Origin of the sequence: Pseudohaemophilus paraphrohaemolyticus (genome assembly GCF_003253115.1) — a bacterium.
Lineage (GTDB): Bacteria > Pseudomonadota > Gammaproteobacteria > Enterobacterales > Pasteurellaceae > Haemophilus_A > Haemophilus_A paraphrohaemolyticus_A.
The window spans coordinates 149,088-175,439 of sequence record NZ_QEQF01000001.1; the positions used below are offsets into that span (position 1 = coordinate 149,088).

24 protein-coding genes and 1 riboswitch are annotated in these 26,352 nt (G+C 42.1%); of the genes, 9 read left to right on the forward strand and 15 right to left on the reverse strand.

Going from position 1 to position 26,352, the window contains the following annotated elements:
• Nucleotides 1-6: 6 nt before the first annotated feature.
• The 8 genes from DPV92_RS00610 to pheS all read right to left on the reverse strand — a co-directional run bounded on the left by DPV92_RS00610 (nucleotide 7) and on the right by pheS (nucleotide 9,400).
• A complete protein-coding gene (locus DPV92_RS00610) occupies nucleotides 7-2,184 on the reverse strand; it encodes a transglycosylase SLT domain-containing protein (protein ID WP_111353148.1) in 2,178 nt (725 codons plus the stop codon).
• A 91-nt stretch (nucleotides 2,185-2,275) separates the two neighbouring features.
• Entirely contained in the window at nucleotides 2,276-2,818 is a 543-nt protein-coding gene (gene hpt / locus DPV92_RS00615) for a hypoxanthine phosphoribosyltransferase (RefSeq protein ID WP_111353150.1), read from the reverse strand.
• Nucleotides 2,819-2,903: 85 nt separating this feature from the next.
• The gene (gene pepP, locus DPV92_RS00620) at nucleotides 2,904-4,190 is read right to left on the reverse strand and encodes a Xaa-Pro aminopeptidase (protein WP_111353152.1); all 1,287 of its coding nucleotides are present in this window, start codon (nucleotides 4,188-4,190) and stop codon (nucleotides 2,904-2,906) included.
• 18 nt (nucleotides 4,191-4,208) lie between these two features.
• Complete coding sequence (gene nrdR, locus DPV92_RS00625; RefSeq protein WP_005709859.1) at nucleotides 4,209-4,658, reverse strand: transcriptional regulator NrdR; 450 nt, start codon at nucleotides 4,656-4,658, stop codon at nucleotides 4,209-4,211.
• Between the two features lie 270 nt (nucleotides 4,659-4,928).
• Entirely contained in the window at nucleotides 4,929-5,444 is a 516-nt protein-coding gene (locus DPV92_RS00630) for an NlpC/P60 family protein (RefSeq protein WP_111353154.1), read from the reverse strand.
• A 151-nt stretch (nucleotides 5,445-5,595) separates the two neighbouring features.
• A complete protein-coding gene (locus tag DPV92_RS00635; RefSeq protein WP_111353156.1) occupies nucleotides 5,596-5,883 on the reverse strand; it encodes an integration host factor subunit alpha in 288 nt (95 codons plus the stop codon).
• 18 nt (nucleotides 5,884-5,901) lie between these two features.
• The gene (gene pheT, locus DPV92_RS00640; RefSeq protein ID WP_111353158.1) at nucleotides 5,902-8,289 is read right to left on the reverse strand and encodes a phenylalanine--tRNA ligase subunit beta; all 2,388 of its coding nucleotides are present in this window, start codon (nucleotides 8,287-8,289) and stop codon (nucleotides 5,902-5,904) included.
• Nucleotides 8,290-8,416: 127 nt separating this feature from the next.
• Nucleotides 8,417-9,400: a phenylalanine--tRNA ligase subunit alpha gene (pheS, locus tag DPV92_RS00645; RefSeq protein ID WP_111353160.1), complete on the reverse strand. Its 984-nt coding sequence runs from the start codon at nucleotides 9,398-9,400 to the stop codon at nucleotides 8,417-8,419.
• Between the two features lie 301 nt (nucleotides 9,401-9,701).
• On the opposite strand from pheS, the gene DPV92_RS00650 reads away from it, so the two are divergent.
• Entirely contained in the window at nucleotides 9,702-10,364 is a 663-nt protein-coding gene (locus tag DPV92_RS00650) for an NAD(P)H-dependent oxidoreductase (protein WP_192574167.1), read from the forward strand.
• Between the two features lie 44 nt (nucleotides 10,365-10,408).
• On the opposite strand, the gene rlmM is transcribed toward DPV92_RS00650, so the two are convergent.
• Nucleotides 10,409-11,497, reverse strand: coding sequence for a 23S rRNA (cytidine(2498)-2'-O)-methyltransferase RlmM (gene rlmM, locus DPV92_RS00655; protein WP_111353164.1), 1,089 nt, complete (start codon nucleotides 11,495-11,497; stop codon nucleotides 10,409-10,411).
• Nucleotides 11,497-11,895, reverse strand: a complete 399-nt coding sequence (locus DPV92_RS00660; RefSeq protein WP_111353166.1) for a DUF423 domain-containing protein — start codon at nucleotides 11,893-11,895, stop codon at nucleotides 11,497-11,499. The genes rlmM and DPV92_RS00660 overlap by 1 nt, the downstream gene beginning before the upstream one ends.
• Nucleotides 11,896-12,056: 161 nt before the next feature.
• A riboswitch (molybdenum cofactor riboswitch) is annotated at nucleotides 12,057-12,203 on the forward strand.
• Between DPV92_RS00660 and moaA the strand changes: the two genes are divergently transcribed.
• From moaA to moaE, 4 genes are all read left to right on the forward strand, one after another.
• The gene (gene moaA, locus DPV92_RS00665) at nucleotides 12,196-13,233 is read left to right on the forward strand and encodes a GTP 3',8-cyclase MoaA (RefSeq protein ID WP_111353168.1); all 1,038 of its coding nucleotides are present in this window, start codon (nucleotides 12,196-12,198) and stop codon (nucleotides 13,231-13,233) included. (Overlaps the previous riboswitch by 8 nt.)
• Nucleotides 13,234-13,300: 67 nt before the next feature.
• Nucleotides 13,301-13,777 carry a cyclic pyranopterin monophosphate synthase MoaC gene (gene moaC, locus DPV92_RS00670; RefSeq protein ID WP_111353170.1) on the forward strand — a complete coding sequence of 159 codons (477 nt, stop codon included), beginning with the start codon at nucleotides 13,301-13,303 and terminating at the stop codon, nucleotides 13,775-13,777.
• A 9-nt stretch (nucleotides 13,778-13,786) separates the two neighbouring features.
• On the forward strand, nucleotides 13,787-14,032 hold the full coding sequence (gene moaD, locus DPV92_RS00675; RefSeq protein ID WP_111353172.1) for a molybdopterin synthase sulfur carrier subunit: 246 nt from the start codon (nucleotides 13,787-13,789) through the stop codon (nucleotides 14,030-14,032).
• 1 nt (nucleotide 14,033) lies between these two features.
• Complete coding sequence (gene moaE / locus DPV92_RS00680) at nucleotides 14,034-14,489, forward strand: molybdopterin synthase catalytic subunit MoaE (RefSeq protein ID WP_111353174.1); 456 nt, start codon at nucleotides 14,034-14,036, stop codon at nucleotides 14,487-14,489.
• Between the two features lie 72 nt (nucleotides 14,490-14,561).
• On the opposite strand, the gene DPV92_RS00685 is transcribed toward moaE, so the two are convergent.
• On the reverse strand, nucleotides 14,562-15,380 hold the full coding sequence (locus DPV92_RS00685; RefSeq protein ID WP_111353176.1) for a PHP domain-containing protein: 819 nt from the start codon (nucleotides 15,378-15,380) through the stop codon (nucleotides 14,562-14,564).
• Nucleotides 15,380-15,982: a DNA glycosylase gene (locus DPV92_RS00690; RefSeq protein WP_111353178.1), complete on the reverse strand. Its 603-nt coding sequence runs from the start codon at nucleotides 15,980-15,982 to the stop codon at nucleotides 15,380-15,382. The genes DPV92_RS00685 and DPV92_RS00690 overlap by 1 nt, the downstream gene beginning before the upstream one ends.
• A gap of 105 nt (nucleotides 15,983-16,087) precedes the next feature.
• On the opposite strand from DPV92_RS00690, the gene DPV92_RS00695 reads away from it, so the two are divergent.
• Nucleotides 16,088-18,880, forward strand: a complete 2,793-nt coding sequence (locus DPV92_RS00695) for a DNA methyltransferase (protein ID WP_111353180.1) — start codon at nucleotides 16,088-16,090, stop codon at nucleotides 18,878-18,880.
• A 163-nt stretch (nucleotides 18,881-19,043) separates the two neighbouring features.
• Here DPV92_RS00695 and pmbA read toward each other — a convergent pair whose 3' ends face one another.
• The gene (pmbA, locus tag DPV92_RS00700; protein WP_111353183.1) at nucleotides 19,044-20,393 is read right to left on the reverse strand and encodes a metalloprotease PmbA; all 1,350 of its coding nucleotides are present in this window, start codon (nucleotides 20,391-20,393) and stop codon (nucleotides 19,044-19,046) included.
• A gap of 99 nt (nucleotides 20,394-20,492) precedes the next feature.
• Here pmbA and yjgA point away from each other — a divergent pair, with 99 nt between their 5' ends.
• Nucleotides 20,493-21,023 (forward strand): ribosome biogenesis factor YjgA, encoded by a 531-nt coding sequence (yjgA, locus tag DPV92_RS00705; protein WP_005709848.1) that lies wholly within the window; start codon nucleotides 20,493-20,495, stop codon nucleotides 21,021-21,023.
• Nucleotides 21,023-21,397: a SirB2 family protein gene (locus DPV92_RS00710; protein ID WP_111353185.1), complete on the forward strand. Its 375-nt coding sequence runs from the start codon at nucleotides 21,023-21,025 to the stop codon at nucleotides 21,395-21,397. The genes yjgA and DPV92_RS00710 overlap by 1 nt, the downstream gene beginning before the upstream one ends.
• Before the next feature lie 39 nt (nucleotides 21,398-21,436).
• On the opposite strand, the gene sbcB is transcribed toward DPV92_RS00710, so the two are convergent.
• Complete coding sequence (sbcB, locus tag DPV92_RS00715; protein ID WP_111353187.1) at nucleotides 21,437-22,981, reverse strand: exodeoxyribonuclease I; 1,545 nt, start codon at nucleotides 22,979-22,981, stop codon at nucleotides 21,437-21,439.
• Nucleotides 22,982-23,225: 244 nt separating this feature from the next.
• Nucleotides 23,226-24,608, reverse strand: coding sequence for a chloride channel protein (locus DPV92_RS00720; RefSeq protein ID WP_192574154.1), 1,383 nt, complete (start codon nucleotides 24,606-24,608; stop codon nucleotides 23,226-23,228).
• 193 nt (nucleotides 24,609-24,801) lie between these two features.
• Between DPV92_RS00720 and asnS the strand changes: the two genes are divergently transcribed.
• A complete protein-coding gene (gene asnS / locus DPV92_RS00725) occupies nucleotides 24,802-26,205 on the forward strand; it encodes an asparagine--tRNA ligase (protein WP_111353189.1) in 1,404 nt (467 codons plus the stop codon).
• Nucleotides 26,206-26,352: the final 147 nt, after the last annotated feature.

The following is a 26,352-nucleotide window of genomic DNA, read 5'->3' on the forward strand; positions in this document are numbered from 1 at the left end:
TAGCATTTAATATTTCCGTTCTATCTCTTCAGGATTAAACATCGTTGGCTTTTCCACTCCTTGCAATAACTGGTAGTAGTAATCATAAGTTAATACATTTTGCACATAGCCTCGAGTTTCCAAAAATGGAATAGAGGCGATAAACTCATCCATTGCCAATCGTCCGCCTGCAAGTTCTAACCAACGAGTAACACGGCTTGTACCTGCGTTATAGGCGGAAGCAATCAGAATACGGTTTTGTGGGTATTTCTCATTTAATTCCGCCAAATGCGCGGTGCCGAGCATAATATTCCGAAAAGGCTCAATTAAATCACGCTCGCCCGTGTAAATTAATTCACCCACTTTCGCTGTATTACTTGCTGTGCTTGGTAACATTTGCATTAAACCGATCGCATTGGCGTGTGAGCGTGCTTGTGGGTTCCACGCACTTTCTTGGCGAGAAATTGCCATTGCAAACGTTTGAGTAATTGGTTTACCTTGTAAATTCATTGCAAACCAATCAGAGTAAGCATTTGGCAAGCGAAGCGGAATGTAATCCCATGCTTTGGCTTGAATGGTGCCTTCCACCGCTAAGTCATACCAATTTTGTGCTAAAGCAAACTGGCTAAATGCTAATTTTTCCTCAAAATTGACCGCTTGTAATAGCTCAATCCAAGCTATTTTAGCTTGTGCTATACGGTTCAATTCCCGCAGTTCGGCAATGCGTTCAAGCGGTTGTTTCCATTGTGATGTTTGCAAATCTGTCAGCGGTGCAACCGTTGGCATTTCAACTTGGTAGGCTTGTCCTAATTGCTCGGTGGCTAACATTGGATAGAAACCTCGCTCTTTAGCTAATGCAGCCAACACCTTTTGTTGTTCTTCTTTTGGTAAGGTCTTTGCCTGCCAATAACGCCATTCCGCCTTATTTTTCCCTTCTTCGCTAAGTAATGCTAGCCAAGGTTTGAGATCATTTTGTTGCCAAATTGCCATTCGTAAACGACGCTCAGTGAGATTATCTGCCTTAAGTTCCTGCAATTGTGCATCTCGCCACAGTTGGAAACTCGGATCTGAATGGTCAAACAGACGGCTAATAAAACCGATTTTCCAATCCCGAATTTCATCTGCTGACAGTTGCCATTTATCCGCCCATTGCTGATAAAGTGCAAAACTTGGGTTTGGCATTTGCTCACTTAAAGTGTTTATCCATTTGGGGAAAACGGCTAGCACAATTCGTTTGTTTTCAGCAGTAATCGGTTGATTTTTGATAAAATTCTGCAAGCTGCTTGGATTGTTCTGTAATGCTTGAACCGTGGTTAACCAAGTTTGCAATTCAGGATCTTGAGTTTGAGTGAGTAAATTGGCTAAACCTTGTTTTGCTTCTAAATGGAAAAAATTGACCGCTTTCTGTCTGATTTTCTCAGGCGTTCGTAAGTTTTGATCTCGCCAATAAGCCTCAATCCCCGCACATTCTGACGGCAATTGTCCGTTGGTTTTCCAGTAATTCGGCTCAACGTTGCTTGGCATCAGCCAAAAATCGTTATTTTCAGGGTTATTGCCTTGCCAAAATTGATCAAATTTCGTCAGTAATTTACCCATCTCCTCTGAATTTGGCCCTGCGGTTTGGTTGGCTTGAGCCGCTTCAGGATTGATCTGTAACTGCTCGGCTAACAATTGAAATTGAGCAGAAAATAGGCGACATTGATTAAGTACGCTTGTTGCGCTTACCGTTTGTCCGTAAGCCAACAATTCTGCCCATTTTTGTTGTTGATAAAGCGTTTCAAACGGGCGTTGTGCAAGCTGATTACGTTTCGCAATGTTCGGATATTGTGCAATAAACTTCTGCAATTCCTCATCAGTTAGTATATTTGCCTTAATTTTGGCTCTTATCAATGCCCATTGGGCATCTTCATATAACGGATATCCAATTAAAGTCATCTGAAGTTGCTGAACTAGTGCCAAAATATTCGGCGATAAATGCTTTTGTTGTTCACTGGCTTTGAGCAATCCTTCAAGTTGCAGAAAATTATTACGTTGCATCAGCCGCGTTTGTTGCTCAAATTGTTGAGCCTGTTTCCAACCTTTTTCCCAATCCGCAATATTGATGGTCGCGATATTTTGTGTTTCAGTTGAAGAGTGAGGCTTGGGATTATTCGCCCAAACCAAAGGAGCTGCCAAGCAAAGGGCAAGATAGTTTTTTTTCCACATTTTATCTCTTTCCTTAAAAATAATTCTTTTTCTTTGAATACAAAAAACGCTTGAAGTTGCAAGCCTCAAGCGTTTTCTTTGGTAGAATAGATTACTCTTCAATAACCACTTTACCAATATAATCTAAATTGCGGTAACGCTGTGCGTAATCTATGCCAAAGCCAACCACAAATTCATCAGGAATAGTAAACCCAACCCATTCCACTGGCACTTCCACTTCACGGCGAGAAGGTTTATCTAAAAGCGTACAAATGGCAATTGAGCGTGGTTCACGAAGTTTTAAGATTTCACGCACTTTATTAAGCGTAAAGCCTGTGTCGATAATATCTTCTACGATTAACACGTCTTTGCCTTGAATTTCACTGTCTAAGTCTTTTAAGATTTTGACATCACGACTCGATTCTGTACTTAATCCATAGCTAGAAGCGGTTAAAAAATCCACCTCAATAGGCAAGTTAAGATGACGAACTAAATCTGCCATAAACATAAAAGAACCACGCAATAAACCGACAACTACCAAGTTTTGGCAATGCTCGAACTGTTGATAATGACGGTTAATTTCTTGTGCCAACTCTTTTACGCGAGATTGAACATCTTCACGAGAAATTAGCGTTTCAATGTGATGTTTTTTCATAAAATGCTCTCTTTAAAAATTTTCGCTACTCTAGCAAAATTCAATTCATTTTACTAGCTATTTGCAAACGTTTGCAATTTTAAAATTAGACTGCAGCCATTATCTCTTCAATATCCGCAAGCTCTTTTGGGCAACCGCTGGTGAGGTTTTTATTTCCGTACTCGGTCATCAATAAATTATCTTCAATGCGAATGCCAATGCCCTTATATTGCTCTGGCACATCTGTATCACTGGCGATATATAAACCAGGTTCGACGGTAATTACCATACCGATTTCTAATGGGCGACTACGTTCGTTGCTGTAATCGCCGACATCGTGTACATCCAAACCAAGCCAATGACCTAAACCGTGCATATAAAATTGGCGATACGCTTTTTGTTCAATCAAGGTGTGTACATTGCCTTTTAAAATACCGAGTGCGACCAAGCCTTCAGTAAAAATCTCAATTACTCGCTCATTTGCCATTTTGATAGAATTACTCGGCACTAATAGTTTAATTGCCTCTTTTTGGGCTTTTAAAACCAATTCATAAAGCGCTTTTTGTGGCTCGCTAAATTTCCCATTTACAGGGAAAGTGCGGGTAATATCACCTGCATAATAAGCAAACTCTGCTCCTGCATCAATCAACAACAAATCCCCGTCTTTCATTACCGCACTATTCTCATCATAATGAAGTACACACGCATTTTCACCGCTTGCAACAATCGAATTATAAGAAGGAAAACGAGCTCCAAAGCGATTAAATTCATGCTGAATTTCACCTTCAATTTCCATCTCGTAACGATTTGGGCGCGTCTGTTTCATGGCTCGAATATGAGCTAATGCTGAAATATGGCAAGCTTGTTGAATAAGTGCAATTTCAGCCGTTGACTTAATTAAACGCATCTCTGAAAGCATTGGTCTCCAATCAATTACCTCTTTGAATTGAGCATTAACAACCTTATCTCCCCACGCTTGATACCCTTGGGCATAGTAGCAAGCGGTCAAATTTTGTGTTTTTTCTGTAAAAATTTTAGCAAGATGTTCAATTTCAAACGCAGCATCAACCTTTAATGTTTCTGGTGCAGCTTCAACACCTAAGCGACGACCTGTCCAAATCTCTTTTTCACGATCTTTTTTGCGTAAGAAAATAGTACTTTCGCACAGTCCTTTTTGCTTAATTAACAATAACGCAGATTCTGGCTCAGCAAAGCCTGTGAGATACCAGAAATAGCTATCTGGACGGAAGTGGTAATTGCAGTCGTTATTACGGCGTTTTTCTGCTTCGGTAAAAATAATAAAGGCGGAATTATCTTGCATTTGAGCAAAAACATTTTCGCGACGAGTAATAAATTCTTCTTGTGGAAGTTCAGCAAGATAGGCGAGATCCATAATTCCTCTCTTAGCCCATTAGGCTTTTAACTGTTCAATTTCTTTAATAAATTCGTCAATATCTTCAAAACTGAGATAGACAGAAGCAAAGCGGATATAAGCTACTTTATCCAACTCTTTTAATACATTCATCGCTAACGTGCCCACCAATTTACTTGGCACTTCTCGTTCGCCCGTAGCACGCAGTTGCACAATAATCTGGTTAATCGCACGCTCTTGGTCATCCGCACTTACTGGGCGTTTTTCCAATGCCTTGATTAAACTGATGCGTAATTTATTGGCATCAAAAGGTTCGCGATTTCCATTATTTTTCACAATATAGGGAATAAAAAGCTCTGCCGACTCAAAGGTGGTAAAACGCTCTTTACAACTTGTGCATTCACGACGGCGGCGGATTTGATAGCCATCTGCCGCCAAGCGTGAATCAATCACTTTAGTTTCTTCTTTACTACAAAATGGACAACGCATAATACTCTCTCGTGTTCTAAAATGTGGTTTTATTTCGTGTAAAAAACGATCAAACAAAATAAAAAAAGCCCCTTGCAAAGGGGCTACTCGGAAAGCAAATTTATGAAATCGGTTGTTGAACACAACTCTAGTTTTTGTTACTTGCAAAGATACTCGAAAATTTTTGCTTTTTCAAACGCATTTTACAAAAACAGAAAACCAATGTTTAAATTTGTGATCAAGTTCAAAATTTTTATTTTTGATACGATCATTTTTTAATCAAATTAAACACTATAAACGGCGTGCTTGCCAATAAGCTTTTGCCCAAAATGGCGTATTCATACTGGAATAAATGACCCCACCTTTGGTTGAAGCGTGTAAGAATTGCCCATTTTTCACATAAACTCCAACGTGCTTACCGTTTGGTCCTCGCCCTGTATTGAAGAAAACCAAATCGCCCGTTCTGATTTCGTGCTTCTCGATTTTTCTGCCCACTTTAGCTTGATCAACCGTCATTCTTGGTAAATCAATGCCAAACAAGTCTCTAAACGTGATTTGCATAAACCCAGAGCAATCAACCCCACTACGAGAATTTCCGCCAAGCTTATAACGTGTGCCTTTCCATTCTTGCTGATGCTCGCTTAAATTCGCAATCACCAAAATGGGATCGCCTAAACTAGTTTTGTTTGTGCGATAAATTTTGCTTACTTGCGATTGAGATGATGGGCCTGAAGAACAAGCAGTCAAAATGGCAGTTAAACTTACTATCATCACTTTCGGTAAATGTTTTCTTAAAAATGCTTTCATAGCTCCTCTCAATCAAATGTCTATATTCAGATCTATATCTGGGCTTGTTAAACTCGCCCCTATGTTGATACACAAACAGACTCTGAGGTTGTCAAAGTATTAGTTTTGCGCATCTGAAACATAACACTTTTAGGTTTTGACTCTCTATTTACTATTTTTTTGCGGAACTAACACGATCACGCATTTTTTGCCCTGCTTTAAAAACTACCACACGACGAGCAGAAATCGTGACACTTTCACCCGTTTTAGGGTTGCGTCCTGGGCGTGCTTTTTTCTCACGCAAGGTAAAATTACCAAAACCAGATAATTTTACCTCTTCGCCTGAAGCCAATATTTTTCTGATTTCGTCAAAAAATTGATCAATAAACAACTTTGCGGCTTGTTTGTCAAATCCTTTTGCAATTAATGCGTCTGCAAGTTCAATTTTAGTGAGAGCCATAAAATATCCTTTTACGAATTAGTCACGAAGTACCGCATTAAAACGTCCTGCAAGTGTTGCTAAAACTGCTTGCATTACCGCATTAATTTCGTCTTCTTCTAACGTTTTTTCGGTGTCTTGAATCGTTAAGCTAATCGCTAAACTTTTCTTACCTTCGGCAAGATTTGTGCCTTGGTAAACGTCAAATAAATTCACGCCAACCAATTTTTCTCCACCTGCTTTACGGCAAGTTTCAAGTACTTCGCCCGCTGCAACAGTTTCATCAACTACTACCGCAATGTCTCGATTATTCGCGGGGAATTTAGAAATCTCTTTCGCTGCTGGCACAGGGCGTTCTGAAATTGCTGAAGCTAATAATTCAAACACTACAGGTTTGCCTTTAATGCCCAGTTTTTGCACGATTGAAGGATGAACAGTACCAATAAAGCCGATTTCTTTACCATCAAGCATAATTGCAGCCGATTGACCTGGGTGTAAAGCTGGGAACGATTTTGCCACAAATTGCAGATCTTGACGTCTCGCTGTTAAAGAAAGCACGCGTTCTAAATCGCCTTTTAAGTCGAAGAAATCTACCGATTCAGCTTTATTTTCCCAATGGGTTGCACGTTTATCTCCCACGATAGCTGCTGCAAATACAGCTTCTTGACGCACGCCTAATTCTGCATTTGCATCAGGAATAAAGCGTAAGCCGCCCTCAAAAATACGCACGCGATTTTGTTGGCGATTTTGATTGTACATGATTGTTTCAAGCAAGCCTGTTAACAGCGACACACGCATTGCCGACATTTCACTTGAAATTGGATTTGGCAGAATTAACGCTTCTTGATCTGGGTGTAATAATTGTTGCACTTTCGGGTCAACGAAACTATAGGTAATCACCTCTTGATAATCGCTATCTACTAATGCTGTACGCACACGAGATGCTTCCAATAACTTCTCTGGTGTGCCTTTCATTTCAAGGTGTGCTAATGGCGAATTATTTGGAATGTTGTTGTAGCCGTAAATACGTGCTACTTCTTCGATCAAATCTTCTTCAATTTCAATATCAAAACGCCAGCTTGGGGAAACCGCTGTCCAAGTGTTATTCGCGAAGGTAACATTCAAGCCTAAGCGAGTGAGAATATCGGTCACGATTTCATCTTCGATATGGTGTCCGATCACCGCATCTAATTTGCTACGGCGTAGGCTCACGGTTTGGCGAGTTGGTAAATGTTCTTTTGCAACGGCTTCCACAATTTCACCCGCTTCACCGCCACAAATTTCTAATAATAACGCGGTTGCACGTTCCATTGCTTGACGTGTTAATTCAGGATCAACCCCTCGCTCAAAGCGATGTGAAGCATCGGTGTGTAAGCCGTATTGACGTGCACGTCCCGTAATCGCAAGTGGTGCAAAGAATGCGGCTTCTAATACCACATCTTTGGTTTCTTCATTCACGCCACTGGCTTCACCGCCGAAAATTCCCGCCAGTGCTAATGCGCCTTTGCTATCAGCAATTACAAGTGTATTCGACTGTAATTTTGCCGTTGTGCCGTCTAATAACACTAATTCTTCGTCTGCTTTCGCCATACGTACTTGAATTGCACCATCAATTTTAGCCGCATCAAAAGCGTGCATTGGCTGACCTAACTCAAGCAAGCTCAAGTTTGTGATGTCTACAATTGGATCGATAGAACGAATACCACAACGGCGTAATTTTTCCTGTAACCATAATGGCGATGCAGCCTTCACGTTCACGTTTTTTACCACACGCGCTAAATAACGTGGGCAAGCCTCTGGGGCTTGTAATTCAACTGCCACTTTATCGGCAATGGTTGCAGGCACAGCTTCAATTGCTGGTGCTTTCACTTCTGCACGGTTAATTACGCCCACTTCACGCGCAATACCAGCAATGCTTAAGCAGTCTGCTCGATTTGGTGTTAAGCTAATTTCGATTGCCACATCGTTTAAGTTTAAGTATTCACGGAAATCTGTGCCGATTGGTGCATCAGCTGGTAACTCAATAATACCACTATGATCTTCTTTAATCCCTAATTCAGAGAACGAGCAAAGCATCCCTTCCGATGGCTGACCACGTAATTTAGTTTTCTTAATTTTGAAATCACCAGGTAACACTGCCCCTTCTGTTGCACAAGCCACTTTCAAGCCTAAACGACAGTTTGGTGCACCGCATACGATATCTAATAAGCGATCACAGCCTACGTTCACTTTAGTTACGCGTAATTTATCTGCATCAGGATGTTGTGCACACTCTACTACTTCACCAATCACCACGCCTGTGAACTCGCCTGCCACAGGCTCAACGCCATCCACTTCTAAACCTAACATCGTAATTTGGTCACACAGCTGTTCCGTTGAAATCGCAGGGTTCACCCACTCACGCAACCAAGATTCATTGAATTTCATTTTATATCCTTTCCAATTTTGTAAAATCTTTGCGGAATTTTACCGCTTGTATATGATAAACATCGTTATCAAATCTCCCCTACTCCCTCTTTGAAAAAGAGGGAGTAGGGAAGATTTTAGTGAAGCGTTATTTAAACTGTTTCAAGAAACGCAGATCGTTCTCAAAGAATGAACGTAAATCAGTCACGTTATAACGTAACATAGTTAAACGCTCCACGCCCATACCGACGGCGAAACCACTGTATTCTTCAGGGTCAATACCCACGTTGCGTAACACATTCGGATGAACCATACCGCAGCCTAATACTTCTAGCCATTTACCATTTTGACGCATTACGTCCACTTCTGCTGAAGGCTCGGTGAATGGGAAGAATGACGGGCGGAAACGCACTTGTAAATCTTCTTCGAAGAACGCTTTTAAGAAGTCGTGGATTAAACCTTTTAGCTCGGTAAAGTTCGCTTTTTTATCCACATAAAGCAATTCAATTTGGTGGAACATTGGGGTGTGGGTTTGGTCGTAGTCGTTACGATACACACGACCTGGTGCCACAATGCGAAGTGGTGGTTGGACTTTTTCCATCGTACGAATCTGCACACCCGATGTTTGGGTGCGTAATAGACGGTTTGCATCAAACCAGAAAGTATCGTGATCAGCACGTGCGGGGTGGTGTGCAGGAATATTTAACGCATCAAAGTTGTAGTAATCGCTTTCCACTTCAGGACCGTTCGCCACGGTAAAACCTAATTCAGAGAAGAATTTCACCACACGCTCAATCGTAATAGAAACAGGATGTAAACCGCCCAATTCAGTTTTACGACCAGGTAAAGAAACATCAATGCTCTCGCTCACTAATTTTGCGTTTAACTCTGCCGTTTCTAATGCTTCTTTTTTCTCATTTAACGCATTTTGTGCAATTTGTTTTGCATCATTGATTTTTTGCCCTACTGCGGGACGCTCTTCTGCAGGCACATCACGCAAGCCTTGCATTAACGCCGTGAAATGCCCTTTTTTGCCAAAATATTCTACTTTTAATGCTTCAAGTGCAGCCACATCAGAAGCAGCATTTACCGCTTCAACCGCCTGTGCTACCAAACTTTCTAAGTTTTGCATTCTATCCTCTAAAATTACTGATGAAAAATTGTAGAGATAATAATACTTTGCAGACGGAATGTAAACGTGAAGATAAGTTCAAGCACAAATTTTTCCTTTTAAATCAAGGGTTATTTGCTTTTAAACAAATTTCAAGTGGTTAGCTTAAGCAGCCTTTTTCTTCGCTACAGCAAATATTGTTTTCCACTCTTTGTCTGCTAACAAGCCATTATGTGCCCCACCAAAATGGCTGGAAGGTTTTTGCAAAGTCATTTATTATGCCTTATGATCACAAAATCCATTTTAAATAAAATCGAGGAGAATTATGTCAATTGAAAAACAACAAGTTTTAGACGCTTTTCATTTTCGTGCAGCGTGCCGTGCTTACGATCCTACACGCAAAATTAGCCGTGAAGACATGGATTATATTTTAGAACTCGGGCGCCTTTCACCAAGTTCGGTAGGTTCTGAACCGTGGAAATTTTTGGTACTACAAAATGTGACAATTCGAGAGAAAATCGCACCTGTTTCATGGGGTATTAAACACCCGATGAATGAGATGAGCCATTTGGTTGTCATTTTAGCGAAGAAAAATGCCCGTTTTGATAGCGAGTTTTTCCGAACTTCGCTTGAAAAAAGAGGCTTAACGCCTGAGCAGATGAGCGCAACGATTGCTCGTTATAAAACTTTCCAAACTGATGATATTCAAATCTTAGAAAGTGAGCGTACTTTATTTGATTGGTGTAGTAAACAGACCTATATAGCGTTGGGTAATATGATGACAGGCGCAGCACTGATTGGCATTGATTCCTGTCCAATTGAAGGCTTTAGTTACCCTGAAGTGAATCGTATTCTAGCCGAAGAGGGTTTATTCGATCCAAATGAATGGGGAGTTTCTTGTATGGTTACTTTTGGTTATCGTGCCAAAGAGATTAAGAAGAAGTATCGCAAGCCTACTGAAGAAGTAATTGAATGGGTTGAGTAAAACAAAGGTGGGATCTCCCACCTTATTTTTTTAAATATAGACGACTAATTCTTTTTTCCTAAAATTGTTACGTGCACCGTAATCTCCTCACGGTCGTGATAAAGATGTTTCGCCTGAATTCTAAACCAGAACCCTTGTTTTGTGAGCTCTTCTTCAAAGTAATTCAAGCAAAGTTGCACTTCTTGATAACGTTTTTTCATAGGCAATTTAAGGTTAAAAATCGTCTCACGACACCAACCATTGATAAGCCATTTTGCCATCAATTTGCTGATACGAATTGGCTGTTCTACCATATCACACACGAGCCAATCGATCTGCTTGCGTTTCGGCGGTTGGAATTTAAAACCATCTTCCGCACAATGCTCAATCCGTCCTGTATCGTGCAGGCTTGCCGCCATTTTACCGTGATCGACCGCATAAACAAACAAGCCTCGCTTGACAAGCTGATACGTCCAACCACCTGGGCAAGCGCCTAAATCGACACCCGTCATCTCTTCAGTAAAGCGTTTTTTCTCTTCGGCTTGTGGCACAAAAGTTAAAATTGCCTCTTCTAATTTCAACGTGGAACGGCTTGGTGCATCAGCAGGGAATTTTAAACGCGGAATACCCATAAAAAATGGTGAACAGTTATCATTATAGGCATAGCCCACATAACAACAACCCGAACGTACAAACAAAATATGCAAGCTCACGCTACCCTTTGCCTGTTCCAATTTTCCTAACCAGCCCTGTTTTTTGAGCTGATTACGCAACGGCACAGTAAATTTTCGGCAGAAGGTGAGAAGCTCTTTCGCTTCGTTTGTGTCTGGCGTTTCCACGAAAATATCACTACTGTTGCAAGGGTTTAACGCCCGATATTGCTCAATAATAGGGGAAATTCGGTCATTTTCGGGTAAATTTTGCAACAAATCTCCCACAACAATCATTTGTCGGGCGAAAATGAGTTGATTGAATTTTAGTTCACGTGCTAACCTATCAGCATCGCCTGCTTGATAGCATTCGAAGATCACATAACCACTATTCTCTTTCAAATTAGCGAAACCAAACACGCCTAATTCCGCCGCTTTTTCGGTAATTTCGCCGGCCATCTCTTTTTCAAAGCCAGCACGGCAATATAACGCAAGCTTGTTCATTATTTTCGAGTTCTCACGCTAATGTAAAAAAGAGCCGCCCAACCGATCATAAAGAAGATACCACCAATCGGGGTTGACCACGCAAAACCTTTTACGCCAGTAAATGCAAGGCTGTAAAGACTACCGCTGAAAAGCAGGATGCCTAAAATCCAACTTCCGCCAATGATATTAAAGGCTTTTGCTCGACAAGCGGGCGGATTTTGCAGGTGATTTGCAATTTGGAATAAACCTAATGCAAGCAAGGCGAGCGTGTGGAAAACTTGATATTGAATACCTGTTTGAATCCAAGCAAGTTCTTTGGGTTCAAGTACATTTTGTAAGCCGTGAGCGGCAAACGCACCCAGTGCGATACAGAAAAAGCCACTAAAGGCACTAAAAGCTAAGAATTTGTTTTTCATCGGGTTCTCGTTAAGTTTTTGTTAAATCAGTAAACGTCCGTATTATAAAACGCTTTTTCTTTGCGAATCTACCTTTTGCAAAAAACTTTTCAAAATCTATCGCTTGCTGGCTATTGCGTTATTTCTCAACTCCATTAAAATACAGTCGATTTTTACTTTTATATTTTTTATGACTCCGAGCTTGCTTGCCTAAGTTCTATACCTAATATTGGATATGGCAAACTCGCCAGTAGCAAGAAATTGCTCAATGGTTCGCAAAGAAATGAACGATCCACTCGTGTTTAGAAAGGTGTCTTTTTTATGCAAAGTCCGATTATTCCTATTAAAAATGTAGGTAATGACGGCGAAAATGTGATTTCTGGCTTAGTTGATCGCTTTCAGCGTCAATATACCTATCTGCGACTTTCGATTACGGATGTTTGCAATTTTCGTTGTACCTACTGCTTGCCTGATGGCTATCAGCCCCCTGCTCATAAGCAAACGTTTTTAACGCTACCCGAAATTCAGCGGGTTGCGAATGCTTTTGCTTCACTTGGCACAGAAAAAATCCGCATTACAGGCGGCGAACCGACCTTACGCAAAGATTTCCTCGAAATTGCCCATACTATCGCCCAAACACAAGGCATCCGTAAAGTAGCACTAACCACTAACGGTTACCGTATGGAAAAGGATGTTTCCTTTTGGCGAGAAGCGGGCATAACCGACATTAATGTGAGCGTAGATAGCCTCGATCCTCGACAATTCCAACTGATTACCGGCGAAAACAAGTTGCAATCAATCTTAACAGGGATCAATAAAGCCTTTGCCGTAGGCTACAAAAAAGTCAAAGTGAATGCGGTGCTGATGAAGCAATATACCTTGCCGGAGTTGGACAAATTCCTTACTTGGATCAAATATCAACCTATTCAAATGCGATTTATCGAGCTGATGGAAACGGGCGAAATGGATGATTTCTTCAAAACACAACATCTTTCGGGGCAATCTATTCTGCAACGCCTGTTGCAAGAAGGCTGGACATTACAACCGAAATCACTTTCTGATGGGCCAGCGAAAGTACTTTCTCACCCCGATTATTTGGGCGAAATTGGCTTGATTATGCCTTATGAAAAATCGTTTTGTGCTAGCTGTAACCGCCTACGAGTTTCTGCTACAGGCAAATTGCACCTCTGTTTATTTGGCGAGGAAGGCGTGGATATTCGCGATTTATTGCAATCTGATGAGCAAAAATTACAGCTTGAAATGCGTTTAAAATCTGCCTTGCAAGGAAAACGAGAACATCACTACTTGCACATTGGCGATAGTGGCATTCGCAATAATTTAGCCTCAATTGGCGGTTAATTCCCTTGTAGGGACGTGTTGCTACGCCCTTACAACAGCTATATTATTTTTAAATAAAATTCTTACTATGACACAATTTACTCATATCAATCAAAACGGCGAAGCCAATATGGTCGATGTTTCAATGAAGCAAGAAACCGTGCGCGAAGCTCGTGCTGAAGCCTTTATCCGAATGAACCCTGAAACGTTACAGATGATTATTTCTGGCAACCACCATAAAGGCGATGTTTTTGCCACGGCTCGCATTGCAGGCATTCAAGCAGCAAAACGCACTTGGGATTTAATTCCGCTCTGCCATCCACTAATGCTTTCGAAAGTGGAAATTTCACTTGAAGCCTTACCCGAAACCAACCAAGTTCGCATTGAATCGATCTGCAAACTCACAGGCAAAACAGGCGTAGAAATGGAAGCCTTAACTGCGGCAAGCGTGGCGGCACTGACCATTTACGATATGTGCAAAGCCGTGCAAAAAGATATGGTAATTGAGCAAGTTCGCTTGCTCAGTAAAAGCGGTGGTAAATCAGGCGATTTTGTTGCGAAATAGGAGAAACAGATGATTACCGTACTTTTTTTCGCCCAAACTCGTGAATTGGTAGGCCTAGATAAATTAGAAGTAGAAACACAATTTGAGACCGCAGAAGCGTTACGACATCACTTAGCTGAACAAGGCAGCAAGTGGGCGTTAGCCTTAAAAGCAGGCAAATTATTGGTCGCAATCAACCAAAGCATTGCCCCACTTTCTGCAAGTATTAAAGATGGCGATGAAGTGGCATTCTTCCCACCTGTGACTGGAGGCTAAAATGAACAGCACACTCGTAAAAGTACAAACTGAACCTTTCGATCAGAACGAAGTTTACCACTGGCTTAGCGAACACCACTCGGTTGGGGCAAGTACCATTTTTGTTGGTAAAGTGCGAGAAATGAATTTAGGCGATGATGTGTCAGGCTTATATCTGGAACACTACCCTGCAATGACCGAAAAAGCCTTGCACGAAATTGTCGAAGAAGCCCGTAGCCGTTGGGAATTACAACGCATTGCAGTAATTCATCGCATCGGACAACTTTACACAGGTGATGAAATCGTGCTTGTGGGTGTGAGTTCTGCCCATCGTGGCAATGCTTACGCCGCTAACGAGTTTATTATGGACTACCTCAAAACCAAAGCCCCATTCTGGAAGCGTGAAACTACCAATCACGGCGAACGCTGGATTGAAGGGCGTGAAAGCGACCAACAAGCGGCTGAAAAGTGGCTGTAATTTGCAAATAATAATACGATGAGCTAATGCACAAAGATAAAGGCAGATCACGATGATGACCTGCCTTTTTATCTAAAACAACGCCCAAATCGGCTTGCATTCTTGCGGGAGGGTTAATCCTCTTCCTAACTCAATCCAACCTGTTGGATAATGAAAGTCTGAGCCACCAGAGGCATACAAATCAAACTCTTTCGCCCAGCGGGTAATCAATTGGCGTTGGTCTGGAGTTTGTCCACAGCCGGCGACCTCAATACCATCGCCGCCTGCTTGTTTGAAATCTTCAATCAAACGACGCACCCAACGCCCCGTCATTTTATAGCGAAGTGGATGCGCAATAGAAATCACACCGCCTGCTTGATGTACGGTCTCAATAGCCTCTTGCATTTCACACCACATCGGCTTTACATAAGCGGGTTTGCCTTGCCCCAAATATTTTTTGAAGGCGTGTTCGATATTACGCACATATTCTTGCTCAAGCAAAAAACGCCCATAATGCGCACGTGTCACTTCACCGCTGGCTAATTTTTTTGCCCCTTCGTAGGCATTTGGAATCCCCGCCTTTGCAAGTTTTTCGCTAATTTCGACCGCTCGTTGTTCGCGTAATACCGCCTGATTATCCAATAACGCCACTAATTCAGGATGTGTTTCATCCACATTCAGTGCGGCAAGATGAATGCTCTTCTCTTGCCAAACAATCGAAACTTCCACACCGCTAATAAAACGAATCGCCTGATTTTGAGCCACAAGCTTCGCTTCAGCAATGCCTGCCACGGTATCGTGGTCGGTTAAAGCCAGCATTTCTACACCTTGCTCAACGGCTCGATTGACCAATTTGGTGGGTGTTAATAAGCCATCTGAAGCGGTGCTGTGTGAGTGTAAATCGTATTTCATTAAATCAGTCCCACCATTTTGAAAAAGGTTTGATAAGCCTCCACTTTTTTTTCAAATTTGAGCGGATAAGCCCGAGAAGTGGACGGCAAGCGGTATAATTTGAGTGGACGATTTGCAGAATAAGGGTAATCAATCCACTCATTCGTTTTCGGTGGTTTTACTTTTTCTGGCAATAAACCGAGTAAGGTTTCCGTCGCTAATCCGCCTGTGGTAAAAAGCCATTCTACTTTTGGCAAATCAATCAGAAGCTCGTCCATATCAACAGGCTCAACAATTTTTAAATCTTTATCTGCCGCATTACCGCGCAACCGAATTGCCGTTTTCGCCGAAGAACAAAGTGCAATCCCCTTCTCTCGCAAAAATGCCTCAATTCGCACTGGGTCGAATCGCTTTTCATCACCTACGCGAAAATGATCTTTATCGCCATAAAACACTTCGCCCATAATTCGCCACATATCGTTTTGAAAATTTGGATAATGAAATTCCATACAACGTTTCTCATCGGTAGGCGGAAACGTGCCCATCATCACCACTTTTGCTTGTGACGGTAAGATTGGATTAAAAGGATGATGTTCTAAAGGTTGGTTGGTTTCGGATTGCATAAAAATTGTGTCATCATAAAAAAATGGCTCGATCCTAGCGAGGAAGGATAGATTTGTCTAGTAAATTCCAAGTAAAATACCCCCATTTATCCTAACCTACACAACATGATGACTCAAACCCCACTTACCCAAGAGCAACTCGCCCATCTGCAACAACAAGCGGACGAATTTTCCAAAACATTTGCAAATGCCCAATATGAAATGGGCGAAGCGCAGAAATTTATCAACGCACTCTGTATGGTTTACGGCGTGAACTGGCTGCACTCAGTCGATTTTGAACGCCGCGTCAAAAAAGCCAACCGACGTGGCATTAACCGCATCGACGGGTTTTTGCCAGGTCTGCTTTTAATTGAAATGAAATCCGCAGGCGAAGACTTAGATAAAGCCTTCGAACAAGCCCTCCATTATGTGCAGTTACTCGAAAAAGAAAGCGACAAACCCCGTCATATTTTGGTCTCAGACTTCCAAAATCTGCACCTTTACGAACTCAACGATCGCTTTACCACCGAATTACCAGGCAAAACGGTGAAATTCGCCCTTGCGGATTTCCGTGCGAATGTGGAAGCCCTTGCCTTTATGGGCGGTTATGAACGCATTATCGCTGAACGTAACGAAGCCCTAACCATCGCCGCCGCCGAAAAACTTGCCGCCCTGCACGATGCCTTTTTAAGCGAAGGCTACAGCGGCAAAGACCTGCAAACCATGTTGGTTCGCTTACTCTTCTGCCTATTTGCCGACGACACCGAACTCTTCGATGAAACCAACGTCTTTGAAAACTTCATTAAAAATTCGCCCGCGGACGGTGCAGATTTAGGCTATCGCCTGCAAGATTTATTCGAATGGCTCAATACTAATGATACCGAACGCAAACAAACTGCCAAGCCATTATGGGAAGAACATCACGGCTTTCGTAAATCACTGCCTTATATTAACGGAAAACTTTTTGCGGAGAAAACCCAGCGTTTTATCTTCAACAGCACGATGCGAACGGCATTGATCGACTGCTGCGAGCTTGATTGGGGTGAAATCTCACCTGATATTTTCGGCACACTGTTCCAAAATATTATGGAATCTGCCGACAACCAAAAAGACAAAAAAAGCGGCAAAAAATCACAACATCGTCGAGATTTTGGGGCTCACTACACCAGTGAACGCAATATCCGCCGAGCCATTGAGCCGCTCTTTTTAAACGATCTAAAAGCCGAATTTGAACAAGTGCAAAATGACGCAAAGAAATTGACCGCTTTCATTACCAAATTGCAAACGCTGCAAATTCTCGACCCCGCTTGTGGCTGCGGTAATTTTTTAATCGTTGCTTATCGTGAAATGCGATTGCTCGAAATGCAAGCCCTCAAAGCACTTGATCTGCAATCGGGGCAGCAGATGTCTTCTTATTGCGATGTGCATCAATTTCACGGCTTTGAAATTGACTCTGCCGCTTGCGAAATTGCCACCGTCGCAATGTGGCTGACCGACCTCCAAATGAACCGTCGCTACCAAGAAGGCTACCGCCGAATTCCGCTTGCTAACCGAGCCGATATTCATTGCATCAACGCTCTAAGCCAAGATTGGGCAACCATTCTGGGCGAAACCACCGCAAAAAATATCCGCTATATTGTGGGCAATCCGCCGTTTTTGGGTAAAACCTATCAATCAGCAAGCCAAAAAGAGGATATGAAACGCATTGCGGGCAACATCAAAAACTTCGCCTCGTTAGATTATGTGTGCGGTTGGTACATTCAAGCGGTCAAATTTATGCAGCAATTTACCAACGTGCAAACCGCTTTTGTATCGACCAACTCTATTACGCAAGGCGAACAAGTTGCGATTTTATGGCAACCGCTGTTAGACGCAGGTTTGCACATTCGCTTTGCCCACCGCACCTTTAAATGGTCGAACGAAGGCAGTGGCGTTGCCGCCGTGCATTGCGTGATTATCGGCTTCTCACTGATGAAACCCAAACTCGGCTTTCGTGGACAAATTTGGGATTATTCTGACGATATTGCGGCAGAAAAAGGCAAATGTTTGGCTGTTAAACGAATTAATCCTTATTTGGTTGAAGCGGATAATATTTTAATTGAGAACCGCAAAAAAGTACTTTCAGATGTTCCAGAAATTCACTATGGAAGTATGATTAATGATGGTGGCTCATTAATTCTTGATGAAGAAGAAAAAGTAAGCATTATCAAAGAATATCCAGAATTAAAGCCTTATATCAAACGATATTTAGGTGCTGATGATATGATCAACAATAATAAACGTTATTGTTTATGGTTAAAATTTGCCACTTCGGAAATTTTAAATAATGAATTCATAAAAGAACGTTTAAATCAATGCAAAAAACATCGTTTGGATAGTACAAATGTTGCAGCAAATAAAGCGGCTGAAACACCTCATTTGTTCTTTTCAGAACGACAACCTAAAAATACGTTTATTGGAATACCTCGTACAAGTTCTGAACGTCGAGCATTTATTCCAATAGATTTCTTAGATAATGAAACAATTGCAAATACCGATGTTTTTATTGCCCCTAATACAACACTTTACCATTTCGGTATTTTGTGTTCGACTATGCACAATGCATTTATGCGTACCGTTGCAGGACGCCTGAAAAGTGATTACCGCTATTCCAACACCATTGTGTATAACAACTTCCCCTTCCCAAACGTGGACGAGGAAGCCAAAACGACCATCGGCGAATATGCACAGGCAATTTTAGACGCCCGTAAAGCACACCCCAAAATGACTTTGGCACAACTTTACAACCCTGAAACCATGCCGATGAACCTCAAGCAAGCCCACGCTGCACTTGATGATGTCATTGATGATGCCTACGGCTACACCAGCGGCAACAGCGACGCCCAGCGGGTCGCATTTTTGTTTGAGTTGTTGAAGTAGCAGCCGCTGGGGTGTGTTGTACACGCCCTGATAGACCGAAAATGTAAAAAGGGTGTGTTCTACACGCCCCTACATTACATCTGCTACAAATCCTTCATAGCCTAACATCAAAGTCAAATTCTTTTTTGCATTACGCCAAAAGAATTTTCATTCGCCCATTTTATTACTCACCTGAAATCTTCATTTTCTCAATCAAAATAGAACCTGTTTGGATATTGGAACGGTGCTCCACATCATCTGCCACAGCAATAATTTGATTGAACATCTCTTGCAATTGCCCTGCAACGGTGATTTCTGCCACGGGGTATTGAATTTCTCCCTTCTCTACCCAAAAACCTGCCGCGCCACGCGAATATTCGCCAGTAACGGGGTTAATTGCCGAGCCTAAAAATTCGGTTAAAAGCAAGCCCGTATCCATCTCTTTTAAAAGCGTATCCAAGCCACCTGTGCGGTTTGGTTTAACAAGCCAGTTGTGAATGCCACCCGCGTGCCCGGTGCTTTTTAAGCCCATTTTGCGGGCTGAATAGCTGGTCATTAAATAGGTTTGCAACACGCCATCGCTAATAATTTCGCGGTTTTGCGTTATTACCCCTTCGCTATCGAATGCAGTTGAAGCAAGCTGACGCAATAAATAAGGACGTTCAGAAATTTCGAACCAATCAGGTAACACTTGTTTGCCTAAGTGATCGAGTAAGAAGCTCGATTTGCGATACAACGCCCCACCACTGATTGCTCCAGCTAAATGCCCGATCAAGCCTGTCGCGACATCGTTGTAATAAATCACAGGCACTTCGCACGTTTTGATCTTTTGCGGATTAAGGCGATCAACCGCTTTAAATGCTGCTTGCTGCCCCACCCATTGTGGAGCTTGTAACTTATCAAACTCACGTGAAATAGTGTATTCATAATCACGCTCAAGCTGTTCGCCGTGAGCGGCAATCACGCTACACGAAAGCGAATAACGGCTAGAAAGGTTGCTTTGCAACATTCCGTGCGTATTACCATACACGCGAACGCCGCTGTGTGAATTGAAAGTTGCACCTTCGCTATTGACGATTTGTTCATCCGCATTAAGTGCGGCATTTTCCGCTTCAATCGCTAAGGCTAGCGCTTGGTCTACCGATAACTCTGCTTGGTGATAGAGCTCTAAATCAGGTGCATCAAATGCCATCAATTCTTTATCTGCCAAGCCTGCACACTCATCTTCTGAAGTGTATTTTGCAATCGCTAATGCAGATTCGACCGCTCGTTGAATAGATTGGGGTTGTAAATCTGAAGTCGAAGCATTGCCCTTGCGTTTGCCTAAATAGACCGAAATACCAAGCGAGCCATCGTTGTTAAATTCGATATTTTCAACCTGTTCCAAACGGCTAGAAACAGAAAGCCCCGCCACTTTGGTGACACCGACTTCGGCTTCTGCCCCTGCTTTTTTCGAAAAATTTAAGGCAAATTCGACCGCTTGACGGAGTTCTTGTTCTTGGGTTTGTAATTCTTGTTTGGTGATAAAAGACATAGTTTTACCTTGTATGAATGGAATGGCGTATATTCTACCTGAAAACTCTGATAAAATAACGGCATTTTAACTGCCCGAACGGGCGATAATGGAGATGTAATGGCTAAAAAACGTCATAATGAAATCGACTGGACGGATGAAGAAGAGGAAATCATCTGGGTCAGTAAAAGTGAAATTAAACGCGATTCAGAGCAATTGAAAAAATTAGGTGCGGAATTGATTGAACTCACCCCGCAAAATTTAGAAAAAATCCCACTCGATGAAGATTTAAAAGACGCAGTTCGCCAAGCGCAAAGTTTTAGGCTGGAAGCGCGCCGTCGCCAAATTCAGTTTATCGGCAAACTTTTACGCAACCGCGATCCTGAACCAATCCAAGAAGCATTGGATAAAGTTAAAAATCGCCACAATCAACAGCAGGCTTTGTTACACAAACTAGAACTTGTACGTGATCAACTTATTGCGATGGGCGACAGCTCGTTAAATCATTTAATGGATGAATACCCTCATTTGGATCGCCAACATTTACGCAACTTGATCCGCTCAGCGCAAAAAGAGAAAGAGGCGAATAAACCGCCGAAAGCGTATCGTGATATTTTCCAATACTTAAAAACTGAAATTGCGGAGGCATAATGCTCGACATCTTACCAAAACTTGTTCACAGCCACGCTGGCTTTGCTTATTTAAGCCTGATTTTGCTTTTAACGCGTGGGGCGTTAAGCGCAAGACAAATCGACTGGCGACAATATAAAATCTTAAAAATCGCCCCGCATATTATCGACACTTTGTTGTTATTAAGTGGTGCAACGGTGGTTTATGCCTACACTTCTGAAGGCGTTTACACCTTCTCTGAATTAAGTTGGCTGCTTGACAAATTCTTATTTATCGTGCTTTATATCATTTTTTCAGCAAAAGCCTTTAAGAAAGGTCAGCCATATTCCATCAAATTCTACTTGCTTTCTGTTGTGAGTTTTATGATCGCGATGTTTATTGCAGTGCATCATTAAAATAAAGGGCGTGAAATCAAATTCACGCCCTTTATTTTGCTATTTAATCAACGCCCTAAGCTGCTTTAACTTCTCTTCTTTACTCATTGCCTGTTCAGCAACTTTATTTAAATCATCCACCAAATGCGGTTGCATGGTTTCTCCCTGTACATAAACAGGTTTCGCTTCTGAAATTTCTTCAGCATAAGCCATCAGTTGCTCAAGCCATTGCAGTTTTTCTGGGTCATCGTGATAAGTTTGAGATAACGTTTCGATTGATTGGGCGAACTGCTCTGCTTTGGCATCAATCTGCTGATTACAATATTTCTGCCATTTAACTTGCTCTGCTCGGGTTAAGGTTTCAGGATAATGGCGAGCACGATAATGGAATAACAATTGTTCCACACGCGGATCGGAAAATTTTAAGCCGTGATGCGCTAACTCTTCGGGCTTAAGCGTACGTAAAATTGCCATATTATTTTTATCTGCTGGCGAGAAAAAACCATCATAAAGCGTGGTTTCCACATTCTCACTTGGTGCAAAAGCGCGTTCATCGCTAAAAATTTCGCTCACTTTTTGGCGTAATAAACTTTTATGCTGTTTTAACGCTTTTAAATTTTGCAGACAACGTTCGCGATCGATACCTAAACGAGCTGCATTTTCGGGTAAAAGTACTTTTGCAGGGGCTAAAATTGGGCATTTATTAATATGCACTAATTTCAACGGTACAGGCAATTCGCTGTCGGCTAAATTTTCACGCTTGGTGTAAAGGCGAGTTTTGAGGGCTTCGGCATCATCATTCAGTAAACCTTGAATATCGCCCGATAAATCGCACACAATGACGGCATTTTTATTGGTTGGATGCCACTCAATCGGCACTACCCACGCGGTATTACCGCGATAATTGCCAAGCATACCAGATACGTGTACAAGCGGTATCATTTCACCTGTATCTATCAAACTTTCCACTTCTTTTTTACCACGATGTTCAAAGAAATAATCAAACAATTTCGGCTGTTTCTCTTTGAGCAATTTCGTCATTGCAATGGTTGCATACACATCCGCCATCGCATCGTGGGCATTTTCGTGCTCAATCCCATTCGCTCTGGTAAGATTTTCCAATTTAAAATTAGGGATGCCCTCTTCATCTGTTACCCAATTGATTCCATCTGGGCGTAACGCATAACAAGCGCGTACCACATCTAACAAATCCCAACGCGAATTGCCGTTTTTATAGCTGTATTCATAAGGATCAAAAAAATTGCGAAAGAAGGTATAACGCGTCATTTCATCATCATAACGGATATTGTTATACCCGATTACGCAAGTATTAGGTTGGCTAAATTCAGCATGAATTTTTGCCGAAAATTCAGGCTCAGATAAACCTTCAGCATTGCATTGTTGAGGTAAAATCCCAGTTACCATTACCGCTTCAGGGGCAGGCAGATAATCAGGTGTTTGTTTACAATAGAACATCACAGGTTCGCCAATGATGTTAAAATCGCTATCGGTACGAATACCTGCAAATTGGGCGGGACGATCCGAGGCAGGATTAACGCCAAAACTCTCGTAATCGTAGAAAAAGAAGGTTTGGTTTTTGTTCATAGAATGTCACTTGCTTAAAATAATTGGCATTATTGTAACATATTGAAATCACGATGAAATACGCAAAAAAAAGCCCGTAATCAAAAATCGAAAACGGGCGGAGGTCTTATTAAGAAAATGAAAAAAACTTTGCTGATAATTTCAATCAGTTAGCGATTTATCTGACTAAGTCATTTTTATAAAGTTCACTATTTTTTCAAAAAATGTAAAAAAATTTTTAAACTTGCAATAAGTGATTGTTTTATCAACAATCTTTTTGTTCTTTCGCCTCTTCTTGCACGCGTTGGCGGAAACGTCCTGCGGCGAAGTGATAGAACGGTTTCGGGCAGAAATAACGAGAGACCATTGAAGCAATGAGGCTACCGACCAGCACCCAAAATAATACAGGCTGACTTCCTGTCATTTCCATCACAACGACACTGGCGGTAATTGGGGATTGCGTTCCGCCTGCAAGAAAAGCAGCCATACAGAGCAACACCAACAAACGCTGATCGACAATCCCACCTGTAAGCGTTGCAATTTCCGCCCCAATGCCTGCACCAACAGTTAAGGATGGTGTAAAAATCCCGCCTGCAATACCAGTCCAATAGGTTGTTACCGTTGCAAAAAGTTTAGCAATTCCAACCGCTTGCGGGTCTATTACCTCTCCATTCAATGCTCGACTCACGACCTCATAGCCCGTACCGTAAGTTTGTCCTGAAGTATAACGCCCTAATCCTGCAAGAATAAGCCCCAGCATTAACGCCATATAAATAGGATGGCGACGAACCCAACCACGAATTTTAGCAGGCGAAACGCCTGCCACGCCTTTTGCCAACAAGCGGGCAAATAATCCCCCTATAATGCCACAAATCACTCCGCACAATGCAACCCATAAAATCATTTTAGGCACAGTTGTAGCCCCTTGATATTGCGGGAAATAGGGATTATTGCCTTCAATCGCCACCAAAATAAAACCTGAGGCAAGCACGCCAAGTACAACACGTCTTCCCCAACGGAGCACCATTCCTCGACCTAATTCTTCAATCGCAAAAATCACACCTGCAAGCGGTGCATTAAATGCAGCTGCCAAACCACCGCCCGCGCCCGCAGCCATCAGCTCGTTTGCCGTTAAACCTTTGAATGCGTATCCGTGCTTATGGCAAAAATTCCCCCAAGCCAGCATTACTGCAGCGCCCACTTGTACTGAAGGGCCTTCACGCCCCACCGATGCCCCAATTAACATTGCCAGAAAAGTCAATGGAATTTTCCAAATCGTCTGCCCCAAAGTCACTAATCGACTTTTAAGTGAACCGTGCGGCAGGCTCATTGAGGCAATCACTTGCGGAATACCACTGCCCGATACATAAGGTGTATATTTTGCAGTAAACCACGCCAGTAACGCCATTCCAAGCGGTAAAACAAACCAAGCAGCCAGCGGATATTTTGCTGTCCAAACGCTATTCCAATGCAAACCAAGTTCGGCTAATTTGGCAAAACCTAATGACGAAAGTGAAACAAAACTCGCCCCGATAAGCAGGCAAGCAAACTCAATACTTTTGCGTGAAATGCGATTCGTTTGGCGAAGTTTTTTATGCAATCCTCGCCGAAATTTTATGATAAGGGATTTTAGATACTGGGTCATCATATTCGTGACTACCATAACGAGAAGAATTTAGGCTTTAGCATAAAACGAATAGCGAAATTTTCTATCTGATTCGATCAAATTTCTAGTATTTTTGTAAGAAAATGTAAAAAATCCCCCATTCATTGCGGAATTTCTTGTAAAATAAGCAACGATTTTTTATTAAAAATTGATCAAAATAATTTTGAGGTATTCAATGTCTAAATTTCCATCAATTTCAGAAATTCTTTCAGGCAAAGTTGCCGTAGGAGAAGAAGTTTCTGTTCGCGGTTGGGTGCGTACCCGTCGCGATTCAAAAGCAGGTTTATCATTCTTAGCCGTATATGACGGTTCTTGTTTCGATCCAATCCAAGCAATCATCAATAACGATTTAGTGAATTATCAAGATGAAGTGTTACGTTTAACCGCAGGTTGCTCTGTGATCGTAACCGGTAAAGTTGTGGAATCGCCTGCTGAAGGACAAGCGGTTGAATTACAAGCCACCAATGTTGAAGTAGTAGGTTGGGTGGAAGATCCAGATACTTACCCAATGGCGGCAAAACGCCACTCTATCGAATACTTACGCGAAGTGGCTCATCTTCGCCCACGCACAAACTTAATCGGTGCAGTGGCACGTGTTCGTCACTGCTTGGCACAAGCGATTCACCGCTTCTTCCACGAACAAGGTTTCTACTGGGTGGCAACCCCGTTAATTACGGCATCTGATACAGAAGGTGCGGGCGAAATGTTCCGCGTTTCTACCCTTGATTTAGAAAACTTACCACGCACAGAAGAAGGCAAAGTGGATTTCAGCCAAGATTTCTTCGGTAAAGAGTCTTTCTTAACCGTATCAGGTCAGTTAAACGGTGAAACTTATGCTTGTGCATTGAGCAAAGTTTATACATTTGGTCCAACTTTCCGTGCAGAAAACTCGAACACTACTCGTCACTTAGCAGAGTTCTGGATGGTTGAACCTGAATTTGCGTTCGCCACCTTAGCAGACAACGCAAAATTAGCAGAAGATATGTTGAAATATGTGTTTAAAGCCGTATTAGCAGAACGCCCAGATGATATGGCATTCTTCGCAAAACATATCGACAAAGATGCCATTACTCGTCTTGAAAACTTTATCGCTTCACCGTTTGCACAAGTAGATTATACCGATGCGATTGAGATCTTATTAAAATCAGGCAAAGAGTTTGAATTCCCAGTTTCTTGGGGTATCGACCTCTCTTCTGAACACGAACGTTTCTTGGCGGAAGAGTACTTTAAATCGCCAGTGGTGGTGAAAAACTATCCGAAAGATATCAAAGCGTTCTATATGCGTTTAAATGATGATGGCAAAACTGTCGCGGCAATGGACGTATTAGCTCCTGGAATCGGTGAAATCATCGGTGGCTCACAGCGTGAAGAGCGTTTAGACGTGTTAGATAAACGTATGGTTGAAATGGGCTTAAATCCTGAAGACTACTGGTGGTACCGCGATCTTCGCAAATACGGTACCGTGCCACACTCTGGCTTTGGTTTAGGTTTCGAGCGTTTAATCGTGTATGTAACGGGTTTACAAAACATTCGTGAAGTAATTCCATTCCCGCGTGCACCGCGTAATGCGAACTTCTAATTGTTTGACTTCATTCAAGCGGTAAAAATTAAGGCGAACTTTGTAATTTCCAAAGTTCGCCTTTTTAGCGTATCAACCATAGAGGAACCTTGGTACCATAACAAAAAAGCAGGCATAAAGCCTGCTTTTTTAGTTCTCATAAGAGAA

What these genes read in the sequence shown, in the direction of transcription:
- yjgA (WP_005709848.1), top strand. Translation starts at nt 20,493, where the DNA reads ATGGCTAAAAAACGTCATAATGAAATCGACTGGACGGATGAAGAAGAG.
- nrdR (WP_005709859.1), bottom strand. Translation starts at nt 4,658, where the DNA reads ATGCGTTGTCCATTTTGTAGTAAAGAAGAAACTAAAGTGATTGATTCA.
- DPV92_RS00720 (WP_192574154.1), bottom strand. Translation starts at nt 24,608, where the DNA reads ATGATGACCCAGTATCTAAAATCCCTTATCATAAAATTTCGGCGAGGA.
- sbcB (WP_111353187.1), bottom strand. Translation starts at nt 22,981, where the DNA reads ATGAACAAAAACCAAACCTTCTTTTTCTACGATTACGAGAGTTTTGGC.
- DPV92_RS00690 (WP_111353178.1), bottom strand. Translation starts at nt 15,982, where the DNA reads ATGCAATCCGAAACCAACCAACCTTTAGAACATCATCCTTTTAATCCA.
- pmbA (WP_111353183.1), bottom strand. Translation starts at nt 20,393, where the DNA reads ATGTCTTTTATCACCAAACAAGAATTACAAACCCAAGAACAAGAACTC.
- pheS (WP_111353160.1), bottom strand. Translation starts at nt 9,400, where the DNA reads ATGCAAAACTTAGAAAGTTTGGTAGCACAGGCGGTTGAAGCGGTAAAT.
- moaD (WP_111353172.1), top strand. Translation starts at nt 13,787, where the DNA reads ATGATTACCGTACTTTTTTTCGCCCAAACTCGTGAATTGGTAGGCCTA.
- hpt (WP_111353150.1), bottom strand. Translation starts at nt 2,818, where the DNA reads ATGAAAAAACATCACATTGAAACGCTAATTTCTCGTGAAGATGTTCAA.
- DPV92_RS00685 (WP_111353176.1), bottom strand. Translation starts at nt 15,380, where the DNA reads ATGAAATACGATTTACACTCACACAGCACCGCTTCAGATGGCTTATTA.
- DPV92_RS00710 (WP_111353185.1), top strand. Translation starts at nt 21,023, where the DNA reads ATGCTCGACATCTTACCAAAACTTGTTCACAGCCACGCTGGCTTTGCT.
- DPV92_RS00660 (WP_111353166.1), bottom strand. Translation starts at nt 11,895, where the DNA reads ATGAAAAACAAATTCTTAGCTTTTAGTGCCTTTAGTGGCTTTTTCTGT.
- moaE (WP_111353174.1), top strand. Translation starts at nt 14,034, where the DNA reads ATGAACAGCACACTCGTAAAAGTACAAACTGAACCTTTCGATCAGAAC.
- rlmM (WP_111353164.1), bottom strand. Translation starts at nt 11,497, where the DNA reads ATGAACAAGCTTGCGTTATATTGCCGTGCTGGCTTTGAAAAAGAGATG.
- DPV92_RS00635 (WP_111353156.1), bottom strand. Translation starts at nt 5,883, where the DNA reads ATGGCTCTCACTAAAATTGAACTTGCAGACGCATTAATTGCAAAAGGA.
- DPV92_RS00610 (WP_111353148.1), bottom strand. Translation starts at nt 2,184, where the DNA reads ATGTGGAAAAAAAACTATCTTGCCCTTTGCTTGGCAGCTCCTTTGGTT.
- moaC (WP_111353170.1), top strand. Translation starts at nt 13,301, where the DNA reads ATGACACAATTTACTCATATCAATCAAAACGGCGAAGCCAATATGGTC.
- moaA (WP_111353168.1), top strand. Translation starts at nt 12,196, where the DNA reads ATGCAAAGTCCGATTATTCCTATTAAAAATGTAGGTAATGACGGCGAA.
- pepP (WP_111353152.1), bottom strand. Translation starts at nt 4,190, where the DNA reads ATGGATCTCGCCTATCTTGCTGAACTTCCACAAGAAGAATTTATTACT.
- DPV92_RS00630 (WP_111353154.1), bottom strand. Translation starts at nt 5,444, where the DNA reads ATGAAAGCATTTTTAAGAAAACATTTACCGAAAGTGATGATAGTAAGT.
- pheT (WP_111353158.1), bottom strand. Translation starts at nt 8,289, where the DNA reads ATGAAATTCAATGAATCTTGGTTGCGTGAGTGGGTGAACCCTGCGATT.
- asnS (WP_111353189.1), top strand. Translation starts at nt 24,802, where the DNA reads ATGTCTAAATTTCCATCAATTTCAGAAATTCTTTCAGGCAAAGTTGCC.
- DPV92_RS00695 (WP_111353180.1), top strand. Translation starts at nt 16,088, where the DNA reads ATGATGACTCAAACCCCACTTACCCAAGAGCAACTCGCCCATCTGCAA.